The sequence below is a fragment of the Bradyrhizobium yuanmingense genome (assembly GCF_025200905.1).
In the GTDB taxonomy this organism is placed as follows: domain Bacteria; phylum Pseudomonadota; class Alphaproteobacteria; order Rhizobiales; family Xanthobacteraceae; genus Bradyrhizobium; species Bradyrhizobium yuanmingense.
In genome coordinates this window covers 6,168,374-6,181,723 of sequence record NZ_CP104173.1, presented here as the reverse complement: position 1 = coordinate 6,181,723, position 13,350 = coordinate 6,168,374, and the positions used below count along the sequence as shown (strand labels likewise).

The window sequence follows — 13,350 nt, the reverse complement described above, 5'->3', positions numbered from 1 at the left end:
CCGCCGCGCTGGCGCGTTCACTGAAGGCCATGGCCATGCAAGACGACGACATCCTCGCTCCGCGCAAATCCCGTTCCGGGAGCGGCTCGCATGCGCGCTTTTCGCGCGACGAGGCGCGCGGCCCGATCATCGACCAGGACGGCCACGAGATCAGGCCGGAAAGCCTGGAGCAGGGATTTCGCGAGTTTCGTTTCGAGTTCGGTCAAGGCAGCCCGTTCGGCAATCTGACGCGCGAGCAGCGGATCGCGCGGCTCGAGGCGATCGCCAAGCTGCTCGACGTCGCCTTCATCCTGCCCGGCACCAACATCCGCTACGGCATCGACGGGCTGATCGGATTGATTCCCGTCGTCGGCGAAATCATCACCACCGCGATCTCGCTGTGGCTGGTGCGCGAAGCCCGCGCGCTGGGCGCGCCCTGGCACATCACGGCGCGCATGCTCGGCAATGTCGCGGTTGACGGCGTGGTCGGCCTCGTCCCGTTCGCGGGCGACGCCTTCGACGTCATGTTCCGCGCCAACACGCGCAACGTCCGCCTGCTCCAGCGCTGGCTGGAAAAGCAGCCGCGGATGTAGCCTGGCTGAGAGCGCTCGCCGCGAGTCCGACTGGTCGACAATGCGCTCCATCTCCCAGAGTCGTCATTGCGAGCGCAGCGAAGCAATCCAGAATCTTTCCGCGGAGGGACGCTGGATTGCTTCGCTGCGCTCGCAATGACGGATGTGAGATAGCGGGTGAGAAAGCCCCAAACACAAAAGGCGCGACGACCTTTCGGCCATCGCGCCTTCTGCGCACATCGAACTTTGTTGCGAAAGCTTACGCCGCGTCGGCGTCGGTCTCCGCGGCCGGGGCCGGCTTGGGCCGGCGGGGCAGCGGGAAGGCATCGCTCTCGTACAGCGAGCGGATGCCGTTCTGGTCGAAGCGCGCTTCCTCGACCTGGAGATAGGCGCCGTTCAGCGAGTCCGTCGGCAACTGCTCCATCGCGAACTGCACGGCCTCTGCCGCAGTGCCGAACCGCCGATAGGTGAAGCCCGCGCGCTTCTTCTTGCGGATGGCGGCGGGGAAGAGCTCGGCGGAGGTGTTGAAGTTGAACGGACGCAGTGGACGCATGGTCAAAGACCTCGTGATCTTCTCTGGGGCTTTAAGCGCGTGGGGTTGGGGAGGGCAGGGGCCGCAATCGAGCGGGCCCGCCGCATGTCGTTGTCGCCCTCTAATATAGGCCGATTTGACAAAAATGCGACCCCCGCGATGCGAGATGATGAATCAGCGCATGGCAGCCCCGCGGAGACGAAACTTATCAATGTTTCAAAGACTTATATGGCTTAAACTTTGCCAAGAAGCAGCAGCACGACCAGGATCACCAGCACGACTCCGCCGAGCCCGATGCCGGAATGGCCAAGGCCATAGCCGTAGCCGCCGAACCGGCCGGACAGGCCGCCGACGAGATAGATGATCACCAGGATGATTAGGATGGTCCCAAGCGCCATGGCATCCTCCCTGGCGGCCACCGAAATGCGATGATCGGCCGCACCGCCAGAGCAGAAAAGCACATCGCGCCGCCGGGTTCCATGGGGGAACCCGGCGGCGGGCTTGGGTTTATTTGGGCTCGAGCTTCAGGGCCGCGGAATTGATGCAGTAGCGCAGGCCGGTCGGCCCGGGGCCGTCGGGGAAGACGTGGCCGAGATGGCCGCTGCATTTGGAGCAGAGCACCTCGGTGCGGATCATGCCGTGGCTGGTGTCCCGCTCCTCGTCGATGTGGCTCTCGATCGCGGGCTGGGTGAAGCTCGGCCAGCCGCAGCCGGAATCGAACTTGGCATCCGACTCGAACAGCACATTGCCGCAGCCGGCACAGACATAGGTGCCGGCACGGTGGTCGTGCTCATATTCGCCCGAGAAGGGACGCTCGGTCGCCTTCTCGCGCAGCACGGCGTATTGCATCGGCGTCAGCTCGCGCCGCCACTGCTCTTCACTCTTGATGACCTTGTCGTCGGTCGCTTTCGTCTTGGTGTCGGGCATGGGTCTCCCGTTGCTTTGGGGATCTCGCGATCAGTTGGTGGCCTTGCCGGCATTCACCAGCGTCGGCTTCTCGATGTAGTTATCCGCGAACAGCTTTTTCAGGTTCTCGACCTTCGGGATGTCGTTATAGACGATGTAGGGCTGGTTCGGGTGCAGCGTCAGATAATCCTGGTGATAGGCCTCCGCCGGATAGAACGCCTCCAGCGCGCCGATCTTGGTCACGATCGGCTTGTTGAACACCTTGGCGCCGTTGAGCTGGGCGATATAGGCCTCCGCGACCTTCTTCTGCTCGTCCGACGTGGTGAAGATGGCCGAGCGATATTGCGGGCCGACGTCGGGACCCTGGCGGTTGAGCTGAGTCGGGTCGTGCACCACCGAGAAGTAGATCTGCAGGATCTTGCCGTAGGAGATCTTCTTCGGGTCGTACCTGATCTCGACCACCTCGGCATGGCCGGAGCGGCCGCTCGACACGGTCTTGTAATCGGCGGTCGCCTTGGTGCCGCCGGCATAGCCGGAGACCGCGTTGACCACGCCTGCGGTGTGCTGGAAGACGCCTTGCACGCCCCAGAAGCAGCCGCCGGCGAGCACGGCGGTCTGGACGCCGCTCGCGGGCGCCGCGTCCAATGTAGGGGCTGGGATCACGACCGCCTCCTCCGCGGCCCGCGACGGCATCACGAAAGTCAGCGTTAGGGCGGTGGTTGCGGCGAGCAGGGTGGCGAGGGCGGTTCGGCGCATGGCATCCTCTTTCGGAAGGGCTGACAGTCTAGGGCGGTCGGGACCGGGCGAACAGCCTGCCCGGCCGCGTTTTCGCATCATCCGAGATACGGGCCGTACCGCAGATTGTTACGCCGGGGCGGACACGAGACCGTGAGGACGCGGCTGACGCGGCGACGGGCCGGCTTGGCGGGATGCGGAACTCCGCGCTAGATGGACCGGCGCGATCGGTGATCGACCAAATGGTGGCTGGAGCTGGCCTGACAATATGCTGCGCGTCGTACTCCTGATCCTGGCCGTCCTCGCCGCCGGCACTTGCTTTGCCGCGGCCGATCCCCGAGCCCGGCGACGATCTCGCTTTGTGCCGCGACCGCCAGGCTGAGCTGCAGGCCCGCGCCGCCGCCTGCGAGAATCTGCTGAGTGCCGATCGCCTCACCGCCAAGGACAAGGCGATCGCCCTGTCCGCGCGTGGCAATGTCCTGCTCAACAAGCGCGACCATGTCCACGCGATCGAGACGCTGTCCATGGCCATCGACCTCGATCCCGACAACGTCGTCGCGCTCAACCTGCGCGGCCTCGCCTATGAGCGGAGCGGGCAGGAGGATCTCGCGATGGCCGACTACAATCTCGCGCTCCGGAAACGCCCGGCCTATGGCGTTCCCTACAACAACCGCGGCGTCATCCACGCGCGCCGCGGCGCGCTGCAGAGCGCGATCGACGATTTCAGCCTGTCGGTCAAGTACACGCCGAAATTCCTGCTCGCCTGGACCAATCGCGCCCGCGCGCGCACGCTGATGAAGGATTTCGACGGCGCCATCGCCGATTTCGCCGAGGCCGAGAAGATTGATGCGGCTGCGCCGCAGATCGCCGGCAACCGCTGCGTCACTTACGGCATGATGGGCAAGTTCGACCGCGCCCTGGCCGATTGCATGGCCTGATCGAAAAGCAGCCCAGGAACGCGTTCGCGATCAACAACCGCGCCGACGTCAACATGATGAAGGGCGATCTCGACGCGGCGCTGAAGGATTACAACACGGTCATCCAGATCAACCCGAACAATGTCCGCGCCCATTCCGGCCGCGGCCAGATCTACGAGCGCAGGAAGGATCTCGCGCAGGCCCGCGCCGATTATCGCGCCGCCGCCTATTCGCTGACGAGGTTCGACGAGCCGAGGTTGCGCGCGCCCGCGCCATGGCGCAGGAGCGGCTCGCCGCCCTGACGCCGAAGGAGGCGGCGAGCGCGACGACCGGCCGTCGCGTCGCGCTGGTGGTCGGCAACGGCGCCTACAAGAACGTCCATGCGTTGCCCAATCCGCCGCGCGACTCGAAGCTGATCGCCGGCGTGCTGCGCGACCTCGGCTTCCAGACCGTGATGGACACCAGGGACCTCACCCGCGATGCGTTCTTCCAGACGCTGAAGGCCTTCGCCGAGGAAGCGGAAAAGGCCGATTGGGCCATGGTGTATTATGCCGGCCATGGTTTCGAGATCGGCGGGGTGAACTATCTCGTTCCGGTCGACGCCAAGCTCACCGCCGACAAGGACGCCGAGACCGAGGCCGTCGCGCTCGAGCAGGTGATCGCCGCGGTCGGCGCGGCGCGAAAAGTGCGCCTCGTGGTCCTCGATGCCTGCCGCGACAATCCGTTCGCGCCGACCATGCAGCGCACGCTGTCGCTGAAGCTGGTCGAGAAGGGCTTTTCCAACGTCGAGCCAGGTGCGGGCTTCATGGTGGTCTACGCCGCCAAGCACGGCCAGACCGCGATGGATGGCGATGGTAGCCCCAACAGCCCGTTCGCCACCGCGCTCGCGCGCGAGATCAAGCAGCCGAAGGTCGAGATCCGAAAATTGTTCGACATCGTGCGCGACGACGTCTGGGCCGCGACCAGGCACGAGCAGCAGCCGTTCACGTATGGGTCGCCGCCAGGGCGGGAAGATTTTTACTTCGTCGCTGGGAAGTAGCCGCGCTCACGCCAGCGAATTGAACCAGTCGAACGCCGTCGCGTTTCCGTTCAGAACGGCCGCTTCGCCATAGAGGCTCGACAGGAACGTGCCGCGATGGCTTGCGCCATTGACCGCGACGCCCGCGGCGAAATGCCCACCGGCGGCGATTGCGGGCCGCACCAGCCGGGGATGCAGCGCCTCATCGGCCAGCCCGTAGTAAAATCTGATCGGGGAATCGTACTGCCAGTACGTCGCACCATTGCCACCAAGGCGGCGCAGCAATGCGCTGTTGGTCTCGTTGGTGAAGCGATCGAAGAAGCCTTCGACCAGGAAATCGGCGGCGGGCGGAATGCTCTTCGCGATCTCGCCCTCGAGGCTGTAATCGGACCAGTATTTCTCCGCGAAGGCTTGATATTGGGGCTTGACCGCCGTCTTGAACAAGTCGGTCAGCCCGTAGTAGCGGCGATAGCTGCCGAGCAGGACGATCAGGCAGGGTGTGATCCAGGCCGGCGGCATCGGGTAGGAGGTTTCCGAGGCCGGAATATAGGCCGTGGGGTTCGTCCAATAGTGAAAGCTCTCGGCGAGATCATTGAACGGACTCTGTGTGGCGGTCGCCCGCACCTTGATGCCGCGGCGCTGCAGCTCCTGTTTCAGCCACTGCGTGTTCAAGGCGCCTTGCGACCAACCGTTCAGGAACAGGTTTGATTGGCGCAGGCTCAGTGTCCGCAATTCGTGCAACCCTGCCGTCAGGATGTCGAGGCAGCATTGCACCGTCGCGCCCTTCACGGCATAGGCTTCGCTCCGACCGTTGCGATAAGGGCCCTTGCCGACATAATCGGCCGCGACGACCGCATAGCCGTTGCCGGCGAAGCGCTGAATATTGAACAGGGTCTCGATCGAATCGACATTGTCGCGCAGCTCGTAATTTTCGTCCTTCAGCCGCAGCAGGTTCGACGGGACCTGGTCGAAGGAGAGGATCGTGCCGTGCTGCCATGACAGGAGCGGCAAGGTGCCGCGCGCGCCGACCGGAACCGCAAGCAGGCCGCTGACCTTGACGCGTTCTCCGGTATCCGGGATGCGCGTGAAGGTGACGATGCGCCGCAGCTCCACGTCGTTTCGTGCCGCATATCTTTCGGGAAAGGCAGCTGGCAGGATATTGCCTTCGTTGAAGACGGCGTAGAACTTTGCGGCCAGCGTATTGAGCCGTTCCTTGGAGACGCGCACAGGCTTGCCCGCATCCGTGCGTCGTACCTGCGCCGGCAAGCCAAAAGCGGTTTCCGGAATTGTGGTCGAGAGCGCAAGGCCCGCTGCCGCGCTTCCGGACTTGAGGAAGCTCCGGCGGCTCACTGCAACATCATCGAGCCGGCGATCGAGGTCATCAGGCTTTGTCGCGCGCGAGGTCATGCGTTCCACTCCGAGGCAGATCGCAAGCTGATACAGCACAAAGCCTAGCGGGCGGTGAACGCACCTCGTCGTGGCTGCTCATTGTGAGGGTCCGCGGCCCGGATGAGCGCAGCTACAAGCGGCGGATATCGCTACGCTCATCCGCGCTACGGCAGCTTCATACCACCACGCTCAGCCGTTTCGCGGCACGCGTGATGCCGGTATAGAGCCACCGCGCCCGCGAATCCTGGAACGCAAAGCTCTCGTCGAACAGCACGACGTCGTCCCATTGCGAGCCCTGCGATTTGTGCACGGTCAGGACGTAGCCGTAGTCGAACTCGTCATAGGGCTTGCGCTGCTCCCAAGCGATCTGCTCGACGCCGCCCTCGAAGCAATCGGCGCGCACTGAGACCTTGGTCACCTTGTGACCGAAATCCTCATCCGGCGACAACCGCATTGAGAGGATGCGCGATTTCGATCGCGAGGTGTTGCGCGACTTGACGCGCCACAGGCCGCCATTGAACAGGCCCTTCTTGCGGTTGTTGCGCAGGCACACCAGCTTGTCGCCGGCGACCGGGAACTGGTCCTCGATGTTCTGGCGCTGGCGCACCCGCATGTTGTAGGCGCGGCGCGTGTTGTTGCGGCCGACCAGGATCTGGTCGGCGCCCATGACGCGATCGGGATCGAGCTCCTTGCGCGAGACGACCTCGCTCTCGCCGTAACGGCCAATGTCGAGTTCGCGTCCCTCGCGGACGTCCATCGACATCCGCACGATCGGATCGTCCTGGGCCTGGCGATGCACCTCGGTCAGCATCGCGTCCGGCTCGGAATTGGTGAAGAAGCCGCCGCCCTGGATCGGCGGCAGCTGCGCGGGATCGCCGAGCACCAGCAGCGGACAGTCGAACGACATCAGGTCGCGCCCCAATTCGGCATCGACCATCGAGCATTCGTCGATCACGATCAGCTTCGCCTTCGACGCCGGCGCATCGTCCCACAATTCGAAGCTCGGCTGCTCCTCGCCGGATTCGCGGGCGCGGTAGATCAGCGAATGGATGGTGGAGGCGCCGTCGCAGCCCTTGTTGCGCATGACGAGGGCCGCCTTGCCGGTGAAGGCGGCGAACTTCACCTCGCCGTCGACACCCTCGGCAATGTGCCGCGCCAGCGTGGTCTTGCCGGTGCCGGCAAAGCCGAACAGGCGGAACACCGGCGGCGTGCCGCCCCGTCCCGGCTTGGCCTTGAGCCAGTCGCCGACGGCCTTGAGCGCAGCATCCTGATGCGGGGTGAAAGTGGCCATGTCTGTCTTGAGGGAGCGGCGAATGAGGCGATTCGCCTTCCCCCAAACTAACCATTCGCCCCGCTGGTTCAAGCGCGGGCCCGTCGCATTTGAAGTCCGTTCCCGGCCGCCATCCTTCGAGACGCCCGCCTTTGGCGGGCCCTCAGGATGAGGGCTGAGTGCGCGGCGGCATTTTTGGCGGGCAAGATGCCGTTGAGCCTCATCCTGAGGAGGCTGCGAAGCAGCCGTCTCGAAGGACGAGGCGTTCACTCAGGCGTCGCCAAACCCTACTGCCAGCCGGGAACGCCGCGCATGTCGGGCAGCTGGTGGGCGATGCCCTTGTGGCAGTCGATGCAGGTCTTTTCCTTGGTGAACAGGAAGCGCTGGTGCGCCACCGAGGCCCGCGGCGACTGCTTGGTGATGTCCATGGAATCAGCGCTGTGGCAGTTGCGGCATTCCAGCGAGTCGTTGGCCTTGAAGCGCGCCCATTCGTGCGCGGCGAGCTCGAGCCGGTGATCCTGGAATTTCTCGCGGGTGTCGATCGTGCCGAAGATCTTGCCCCAGACCTCCTTGGAGGCCTGCATCTTTCGCGCGATCTTGTCGGTCCAGTTGTGCGGCACGTGGCAGTCCGGGCAGGTCGCGCGCACGCCGGAGCGGTTGGTGAAGTGGACGGTCGACTTCAGCTCGGCGTAGACATTGTCCTTCATCTCGTGGCAGCCGGTGCAGAACTTCTCGGTGTTGGTGATCTCCAGCGCGGTGTTGAAGCCGCCCCAGAAGATCACTCCGGCGACGAAACCGGCCAGCACCAGGGTGCCAAGCGCGAACACCGAGCTCGGCCGGGTCAGCACCTGCCACAGCTCGAGCAGGAACGCCCGGCTGCGCGCGATGACGCCGCGCTTGGCATTCAGCTCCGCGTTGGGATCGTCGGCAGTCGTCGTCATCTGCGGCCACCCGGGCTTGCGCGTGACAGCAGCGTGTCGATGTCGGTGAAATCGTTGCTGACCGGAGGATTGGCGGTGTTCTGCGGCACGTGGCATTCGGTGCAGAAGAAGCGGCGCGGCGAGACCGAGGCCAGGAACTGGCCGTCGCGATCCATGAAGTGCGTGATCGACACCATCGGCGCCTGCGACTCCGCCGTGCGCGCCCGTGCATGGCAGGACAGGCATTTGTTGCCGTTGAGGTCGACCTGGTAGCCGTCGATATTATGCGGGATGACGGGCGGCTGCTCCGGATAGTTGCGCACCTCCTTCTCGGAGGTGTTGCGGTTCGGCAGCATCGGCGGCGCCGGGCCCTCGTCGTTGAGCGGGGTCGGGCCGCGCAGGCCGGAGGTCACCGTCTGCGCCGTCAGCGAGCTCGTGCCCGCTGCGATCGCGAAGGCGAGCAGGATGATTGCGGATCGTTTCATCATGACATGTTCACCCGCTCGATGCGCACGGCGCATTTCTTGAAGTCGGTCTGCAGCGAGATCGGATCGGTGGCGTCGAGCGTCACCTTGTTGATCAGCTTGGATTCGTCGAACCACGGCACGAAGACGAGGCCGCGCGGCGGCCGGTCGCGGCCGCGCGTCTCGACGCGGGCGCGGATGAAGCCGCGGCGGGAGACCACCTTCACCTCGTCGCCGCGGCGCAGCTTCGCCTCCTGCGCATCGTCCGGATGCATGAAGCAGACCGCTTCTGGAAAAGCCTTGAACAGTTCGGGCACGCGGCGCGTCATGGTGCCGGAATGCCAGTGCTCCAGCACGCGGCCGGTCGAGAGCCAGTAGGGATATTCGTTGTCGGGCGATTCCGCCGGCGGCTCGTAGGGCAGCGCGAAGATGCGGGCCTTGCCGTCGGCATGGCCGTAGAACTGCACGTTGGTGCCCTGCTTGACGTAGGGGTCGCTGCCTTCGCGGAAGCGCCACTTGGTCTCCTGGCCGTTGACGACGGGCCAGCGCAGGCCGCGCTCCCGGTGATAGGTGTCGAACGGCGCGAGGTCGTGGCCATGGCCGCGGCCGAACTGGGCATATTCCTCGAACAGGCCCTTGTGGACGTAGAAGCCGAACGCCTTGGATTCGTCGTTGGCATAGCCCGGCTCGATATCGGTGACGGGGAATTTGTCGACCTGGCCATTCTTGTAGAGCACGTCGAACAGGGTCTTGCCGCGATATTCCGGCTTCTTGGCGATCAGCTCCGCGGGCCAGACCTCCTCGATTCTAAAGCGCTTGGAGAACTCCATGAGTTGCCAGAGATCCGACTTCGAATCGCCCGGCGCGGGGACGAGCTGGTGCCAGAACTGGGTGCGCCGCTCGGCATTGCCGTAGGCGCCTTCCTTCTCCACCCACATCGCGGTGGGCAGGATCAGATCGGCGGCGAGCGCCGTCACGGTTGGATAGGCATCGGAGACCACGATGAAATTGTCGGGGTTGCGGAAGCCTGGATAGATCTCCTCGTTGACGTTGGGACCGGCCTGGAGGTTGTTGTTGACCTGCACCCAATAGGCGTTGATCAGGCCGTCCTTCAGCATCCGGCTTTGCAGCACGGCGTGCGCGCCCGGCTTCTCCGGAATGGTGCCTTCGGGCAGCTGCCAGATCTGCTCCGTGTGGTCGCGATGCTTCTTGTTGGTCACCACCATGTCCGCGGGCAGACGGTGCGAGAAGGTGCCGACCTCGCGCGCGGTGCCGCAGGCCGAGGGCTGGCCGGTCAGCGAGAACGGGCTGTTGCCGGGCGCGGAGATCTTTCCGGTCAAAAGGTGGATGTTGTAGACGAGGTTGTTGCACCAGACGCCGCGGGTGTGCTGGTTGAAGCCCATGGTCCAGAACGAGACCACTTTTGTCTTCGGGTCGGCATACAACTCGGCCAGCGCCTCGAGCCGGTTCAGCGGCACGCCCGACATTTGGGCGGCTTTCTCCAGCGTGTACTCCGACACGAACTTGGCGAATTCGTCATAGCTCATGTCGGTGGCGTCGTTGGGTTTCGCCGCGCCCGTCGCCTTCTTCTGCAGCGGATGCTCGGGCCGCAGGCCGTAGCCGATGTCGGTCTGGCCGCGCTTGAACACGGTATGCGCGGCAACGAAGTCCTTGTTGACGCGACCGGTCTTGATGATGTGGTTGGCGATGGCGTTGAGGATGTACAGGTCGGTGTGCGGCTTGAACACCATGCCGATGTCGGCGAGGTCGAACGAGCGGTGCTCGAAAGTGGAGAGCACGGCGACGCGGACATGCGGTGCGGACAGCCGCCGGTCGGCGATGCGCGTCCACAGGATCGGATGCATCTCCGCCATGTTGGAGCCCCACAGCACGAAGGCATCGGTGGCCTCGATGTCGTCGTAGCAGCCGGCCGGCTCGTCGATGCCGAAGGTGCGCATCATGCCGGCGACCGCCGAGGCCATGCAGTGCCGCGCATTGGGATCGATGTTGTTGGTGCGGAAGCCGGCCTTGAACAGCTTGACGGCGGCATAGCCTTCCCAGATCGTCCACTGGCCGGAGCCGAACATGGCGACGCCGTTGGGGCCGCGCTTCTTGATCGCTTCCTTCCACTTCAGCTCCATGATGTCGAAGGCTTCGGTCCAGGTGACGGGCGTGAACTCGCCGTTCTTGTCGTACTTGCCGCCCGTCTTGCGCAGCATCGGCTGCGTCAGCCGGTCATGGCCGTACATGATCTTGGAGAGGAAGTAGCCCTTGACGCAGTTGAGGCCGCGATTGACCTCGGCCTTGATGTCGCCATGGGTGGCGACGACGCGGTTGTCCTTGGTCGCGACCATCACCGAGCAGCCTGTGCCGCAGAAGCGGCAGGCGGCCTTGTCCCATTTCAATTCGCTCTCCTTCCGCTCGGCGGCGAGGTTGGCGGCGAGCGCCGGTGCCGGCAGGCCGGCGGCGGCCGCGGCGATCGCGGCGGCCTCGAGCTTGAGCATCTGGCGGCGGTCGAGCTTCGGCGATGTCATGATGGCTCTTCCTGACTCAGGCGGTTTCAATGGCGTGGAAGACGAGCGCTGCGGAATAGACGTTCGGCAGCGACTGGATGGTGTTGAGCATGGTGCCAAGGCTGCCGGCATCCGCCGCTTCAGCCACGACGACGAGCTTTCCGCGCGCGTCGCGGGCATGAATCTCGCAGCCGGGAAGCGCTGCGATCTCCGCTTCCAGTTCGGCAAGGCGCTCGGGCCGCGCCTGCACGATGATGCTGGCGATCTCGGCGCCCGGCGGTGCGATGACGCGGTCGGCGCTGAGCACCCGGCCGGTGATCAAGGCGCGGCGGTTGAGTGTGGCGTGAGCCATGATGCCTGTCTTTCGCTGGTTGCCGATCAATGCGGGGAGGGCGGCGGGCCGGGAGGGCCGGCGAACATCTGGTAGATCCAGACGCCGAGCCCGTAACTGCCGACCGTCCCGACCGCGAGCACGGGCATCACGATCGCGGTCAGGAACAGGAAGGCGAAAATCTCCATGCGCTTACGGCGCACGCGCGACGTCGTGTCGTCAGGGGCCGACATATTCGGTCTCTTGAAGCTGTGGGGAATCGTGACGGCATCCGGGCCGTCGCCTTGCTGCACTTTAGATACGTTCCACCCGACAACGCGTTGATTTGGATCAATGTCGGTTGGCTGCTTCTCGCTGCGCCGGAGGATGGATCGTCTCCCACGTGGCGGAATTGCGCATCCGTAGACAGCGTCGCCTCGCGCATTAAGATGCCGTTAACAACAACAAGCGGGAGAGCGACGCCATGAAGTTCGGCATCTTCTACGAGCTGCAGCTGCCGCGGCCCTGGGCGGCCGGCGACGAACTCGCCCTTTATCAGAATGCGCTCTCGCAGATGGAGCTCGCCGACAAGCTCGGCTACGACCATGCCTGGGTGGTCGAGCATCACTTCCTCGAAGAATATTCGCACTCGCCCTCGCCGGAATCGTTCCTGGCTGCCGCAAGCCAGCGCACCAAGAACATCCGGCTCGGCCACGGCATCCTCCAGCTCACCACCAATCATCCGGCGCGGGTTGCCGAGCGCGTCGCAGTGCTGGATTTGCTCAGCAACGGCCGCTGCGAGTTCGGCATGGGCGAGAGCGCCTCGATCACCGAGCTCGAGCCGTTCGGCCGCGACATGGAGACCAAGAAGGAGGTGTTCGAGGAGGCGGTCGCGGCCATCTTCCCGATGTTCAAGGACGCAGGCTCAGAGCATCACGGCAAATATTTCGACATCCCCTTGCGCAACGTCGTGCCCAAGCCGGTGCAGAAGCCGCACCCGCCGCTGTGGATGGCCTGCTCGCAGCTGCCGACCATCGAACGTGCCGGCCGCCACGGCTTCGGTGCGCTCGGCTTCCAGTTCGTCAGCGCCGATGCCGCGCATGCCTGGGTGCACGCCTATTACAACGCCATCACCAAGCGGCTGCACAAGCTCGCCGACTACGAGATCAATCCGAACATGGCGCTGGTCTCGTTCTTCATGTGCGCGAAGACGGATGAAGAGGCGCGCGCCCGCGCCGACGGCGCCACCTTCTTCCAGTTTGCGCTGCGCTTCTACGGCGCTTCGCAGAGCCGCCAGCGCCCCGCGCCCTACACCGTCAACATGTGGGACGAGTACAACAAGTGGAAGCGCGACAATCCGCAAGCCCAGGAGGCGGCGCTGCGTGGCGGCCTGATCGGCTCGCCCGAGACGATCCGGAAGAAGCTGAAGCGCTTCCAGTCCTCGCACATCGACCAGGTCATCTTGCTCAACCAGGCCGGCAAGAACAGTCACGAGCATATCTGCGAGTCGCTGGAGCTGTTCGGTCGCGAGGTGATGCCGGAGTTCCAGAACGATCCGGCGCAGGCGGCCTGGAAGCAGGGCGTGATGAGCGGCGAGATCGAGCTGGAAGAGATCGATACCGAGGCCTTCACCGATCGCTACGGCAAGCTGGCGATCAACGTGGCCCCCGCGAAGGCGGCGGCGGGGTAGCGTGTAAGCCACGACAGGTCCTGCTTCCTGGCGCTGAAGCCGGTGCGGTGAGCCGCGCAGGAGTGCGGCGTTTTGACCCGGAGCAGACCTTTCGAACTCTCTGCATCCAGCAATGGCTGGGCGCTCGACGTCGCT

Annotated in this window: 13 protein-coding genes and 1 pseudogene; 3 read left to right on the top strand and 11 right to left on the bottom strand. The window is 64.6% G+C overall.

Annotated features, from left to right (window positions below; all coding sequences use genetic code 11):
* The first annotated feature begins 29 nt into the window (after nt 1-29).
* Nucleotides 30-572, top strand: a complete 543-nt coding sequence (locus tag N2605_RS28580) for a DUF4112 domain-containing protein (RefSeq protein ID WP_260344198.1) — start codon at nt 30-32, stop codon at nt 570-572.
* 238 nt (nt 573-810) lie between these two features.
* Here N2605_RS28580 and N2605_RS28575 read toward each other — a convergent pair whose 3' ends face one another.
* The 4 genes from N2605_RS28575 to msrA form a co-directional block, all read right to left on the bottom strand.
* Entirely contained in the window at nt 811-1,104 is a 294-nt protein-coding gene (locus N2605_RS28575) for a hypothetical protein (protein WP_024337713.1), read from the bottom strand.
* A 212-nt stretch (nt 1,105-1,316) separates the two neighbouring features.
* Entirely contained in the window at nt 1,317-1,481 is a 165-nt protein-coding gene (locus tag N2605_RS28570) for a DUF3309 family protein (RefSeq protein WP_036022085.1), read from the bottom strand.
* A gap of 109 nt (nt 1,482-1,590) precedes the next feature.
* Complete coding sequence (gene msrB / locus N2605_RS28565) at nt 1,591-2,010, bottom strand: peptide-methionine (R)-S-oxide reductase MsrB (RefSeq protein ID WP_109142549.1); 420 nt, start codon at nt 2,008-2,010, stop codon at nt 1,591-1,593.
* Between the two features lie 30 nt (nt 2,011-2,040).
* Entirely contained in the window at nt 2,041-2,745 is a 705-nt protein-coding gene (msrA, locus tag N2605_RS28560; protein WP_260344191.1) for a peptide-methionine (S)-S-oxide reductase MsrA, read from the bottom strand.
* Between the two features lie 247 nt (nt 2,746-2,992).
* Here msrA and N2605_RS28555 point away from each other — a divergent pair.
* A pseudogene (locus N2605_RS28555) lies at nt 2,993-4,680 on the top strand (caspase family protein).
* Between the two features lie 6 nt (nt 4,681-4,686).
* Here N2605_RS28555 and N2605_RS28550 read toward each other — a convergent pair.
* From N2605_RS28550 to napE, 7 genes are all read right to left on the bottom strand, one after another.
* Complete coding sequence (locus tag N2605_RS28550) at nt 4,687-6,066, bottom strand: lipase family protein (RefSeq protein ID WP_260344190.1); 1,380 nt, start codon at nt 6,064-6,066, stop codon at nt 4,687-4,689.
* 157 nt (nt 6,067-6,223) lie between these two features.
* A complete protein-coding gene (locus N2605_RS28545; RefSeq protein ID WP_035998929.1) occupies nt 6,224-7,339 on the bottom strand; it encodes an ATP-dependent DNA helicase in 1,116 nt (371 codons plus the stop codon).
* Between the two features lie 266 nt (nt 7,340-7,605).
* Nucleotides 7,606-8,259 carry a NapC/NirT family cytochrome c gene (locus tag N2605_RS28540; RefSeq protein WP_035998932.1) on the bottom strand — a complete coding sequence of 218 codons (654 nt, stop codon included), beginning with the start codon at nt 8,257-8,259 and terminating at the stop codon, nt 7,606-7,608.
* Nucleotides 8,256-8,726 carry a nitrate reductase cytochrome c-type subunit gene (locus N2605_RS28535; RefSeq protein WP_035998936.1) on the bottom strand — a complete coding sequence of 157 codons (471 nt, stop codon included), beginning with the start codon at nt 8,724-8,726 and terminating at the stop codon, nt 8,256-8,258. Before N2605_RS28535 ends, N2605_RS28540 begins: the two co-directional genes overlap by 4 nt.
* Nucleotides 8,723-11,236 carry a nitrate reductase catalytic subunit NapA gene (napA, locus tag N2605_RS28530; RefSeq protein ID WP_260344189.1) on the bottom strand — a complete coding sequence of 838 codons (2,514 nt, stop codon included), beginning with the start codon at nt 11,234-11,236 and terminating at the stop codon, nt 8,723-8,725. Before napA ends, N2605_RS28535 begins: the two co-directional genes overlap by 4 nt.
* 16 nt (nt 11,237-11,252) lie before the next feature.
* Entirely contained in the window at nt 11,253-11,567 is a 315-nt protein-coding gene (locus N2605_RS28525; protein ID WP_157287402.1) for a chaperone NapD, read from the bottom strand.
* Nucleotides 11,568-11,593: 26 nt separating this feature from the next.
* Nucleotides 11,594-11,779, bottom strand: a complete 186-nt coding sequence (gene napE, locus N2605_RS28520) for a periplasmic nitrate reductase, NapE protein (protein ID WP_018318384.1) — start codon at nt 11,777-11,779, stop codon at nt 11,594-11,596.
* 230 nt (nt 11,780-12,009) lie between these two features.
* Here napE and N2605_RS28515 point away from each other — a divergent pair, with 230 nt between their 5' ends.
* Nucleotides 12,010-13,215, top strand: coding sequence for an LLM class flavin-dependent oxidoreductase (locus N2605_RS28515; protein WP_036022114.1), 1,206 nt, complete (start codon nt 12,010-12,012; stop codon nt 13,213-13,215).
* Nucleotides 13,216-13,350 lie beyond the last annotated feature (135 nt).

Bases quoted from the DNA above. Each gene is read 5' to 3' on its own strand.
- N2605_RS28540 (WP_035998932.1), bottom strand. From the start codon at position 8,259: ATGACGACGACTGCCGACGATCCCAACGCGGAGCTGAATGCCAAGCGC.
- N2605_RS28525 (WP_157287402.1), bottom strand. From the start codon at position 11,567: ATGGCTCACGCCACACTCAACCGCCGCGCCTTGATCACCGGCCGGGTG.
- N2605_RS28570 (WP_036022085.1), bottom strand. From the start codon at position 1,481: ATGGCGCTTGGGACCATCCTAATCATCCTGGTGATCATCTATCTCGTC.
- N2605_RS28535 (WP_035998936.1), bottom strand. From the start codon at position 8,726: ATGATGAAACGATCCGCAATCATCCTGCTCGCCTTCGCGATCGCAGCG.
- N2605_RS28515 (WP_036022114.1), top strand. From the start codon at position 12,010: ATGAAGTTCGGCATCTTCTACGAGCTGCAGCTGCCGCGGCCCTGGGCG.
- napE (WP_018318384.1), bottom strand. From the start codon at position 11,779: ATGTCGGCCCCTGACGACACGACGTCGCGCGTGCGCCGTAAGCGCATG.
- N2605_RS28550 (WP_260344190.1), bottom strand. From the start codon at position 6,066: ATGACCTCGCGCGCGACAAAGCCTGATGACCTCGATCGCCGGCTCGAT.
- N2605_RS28575 (WP_024337713.1), bottom strand. From the start codon at position 1,104: ATGCGTCCACTGCGTCCGTTCAACTTCAACACCTCCGCCGAGCTCTTC.
- napA (WP_260344189.1), bottom strand. From the start codon at position 11,236: ATGACATCGCCGAAGCTCGACCGCCGCCAGATGCTCAAGCTCGAGGCC.
- N2605_RS28545 (WP_035998929.1), bottom strand. From the start codon at position 7,339: ATGGCCACTTTCACCCCGCATCAGGATGCTGCGCTCAAGGCCGTCGGC.
- msrA (WP_260344191.1), bottom strand. From the start codon at position 2,745: ATGCGCCGAACCGCCCTCGCCACCCTGCTCGCCGCAACCACCGCCCTA.
- N2605_RS28580 (WP_260344198.1), top strand. From the start codon at position 30: ATGGCCATGCAAGACGACGACATCCTCGCTCCGCGCAAATCCCGTTCC.
- msrB (WP_109142549.1), bottom strand. From the start codon at position 2,010: ATGCCCGACACCAAGACGAAAGCGACCGACGACAAGGTCATCAAGAGT.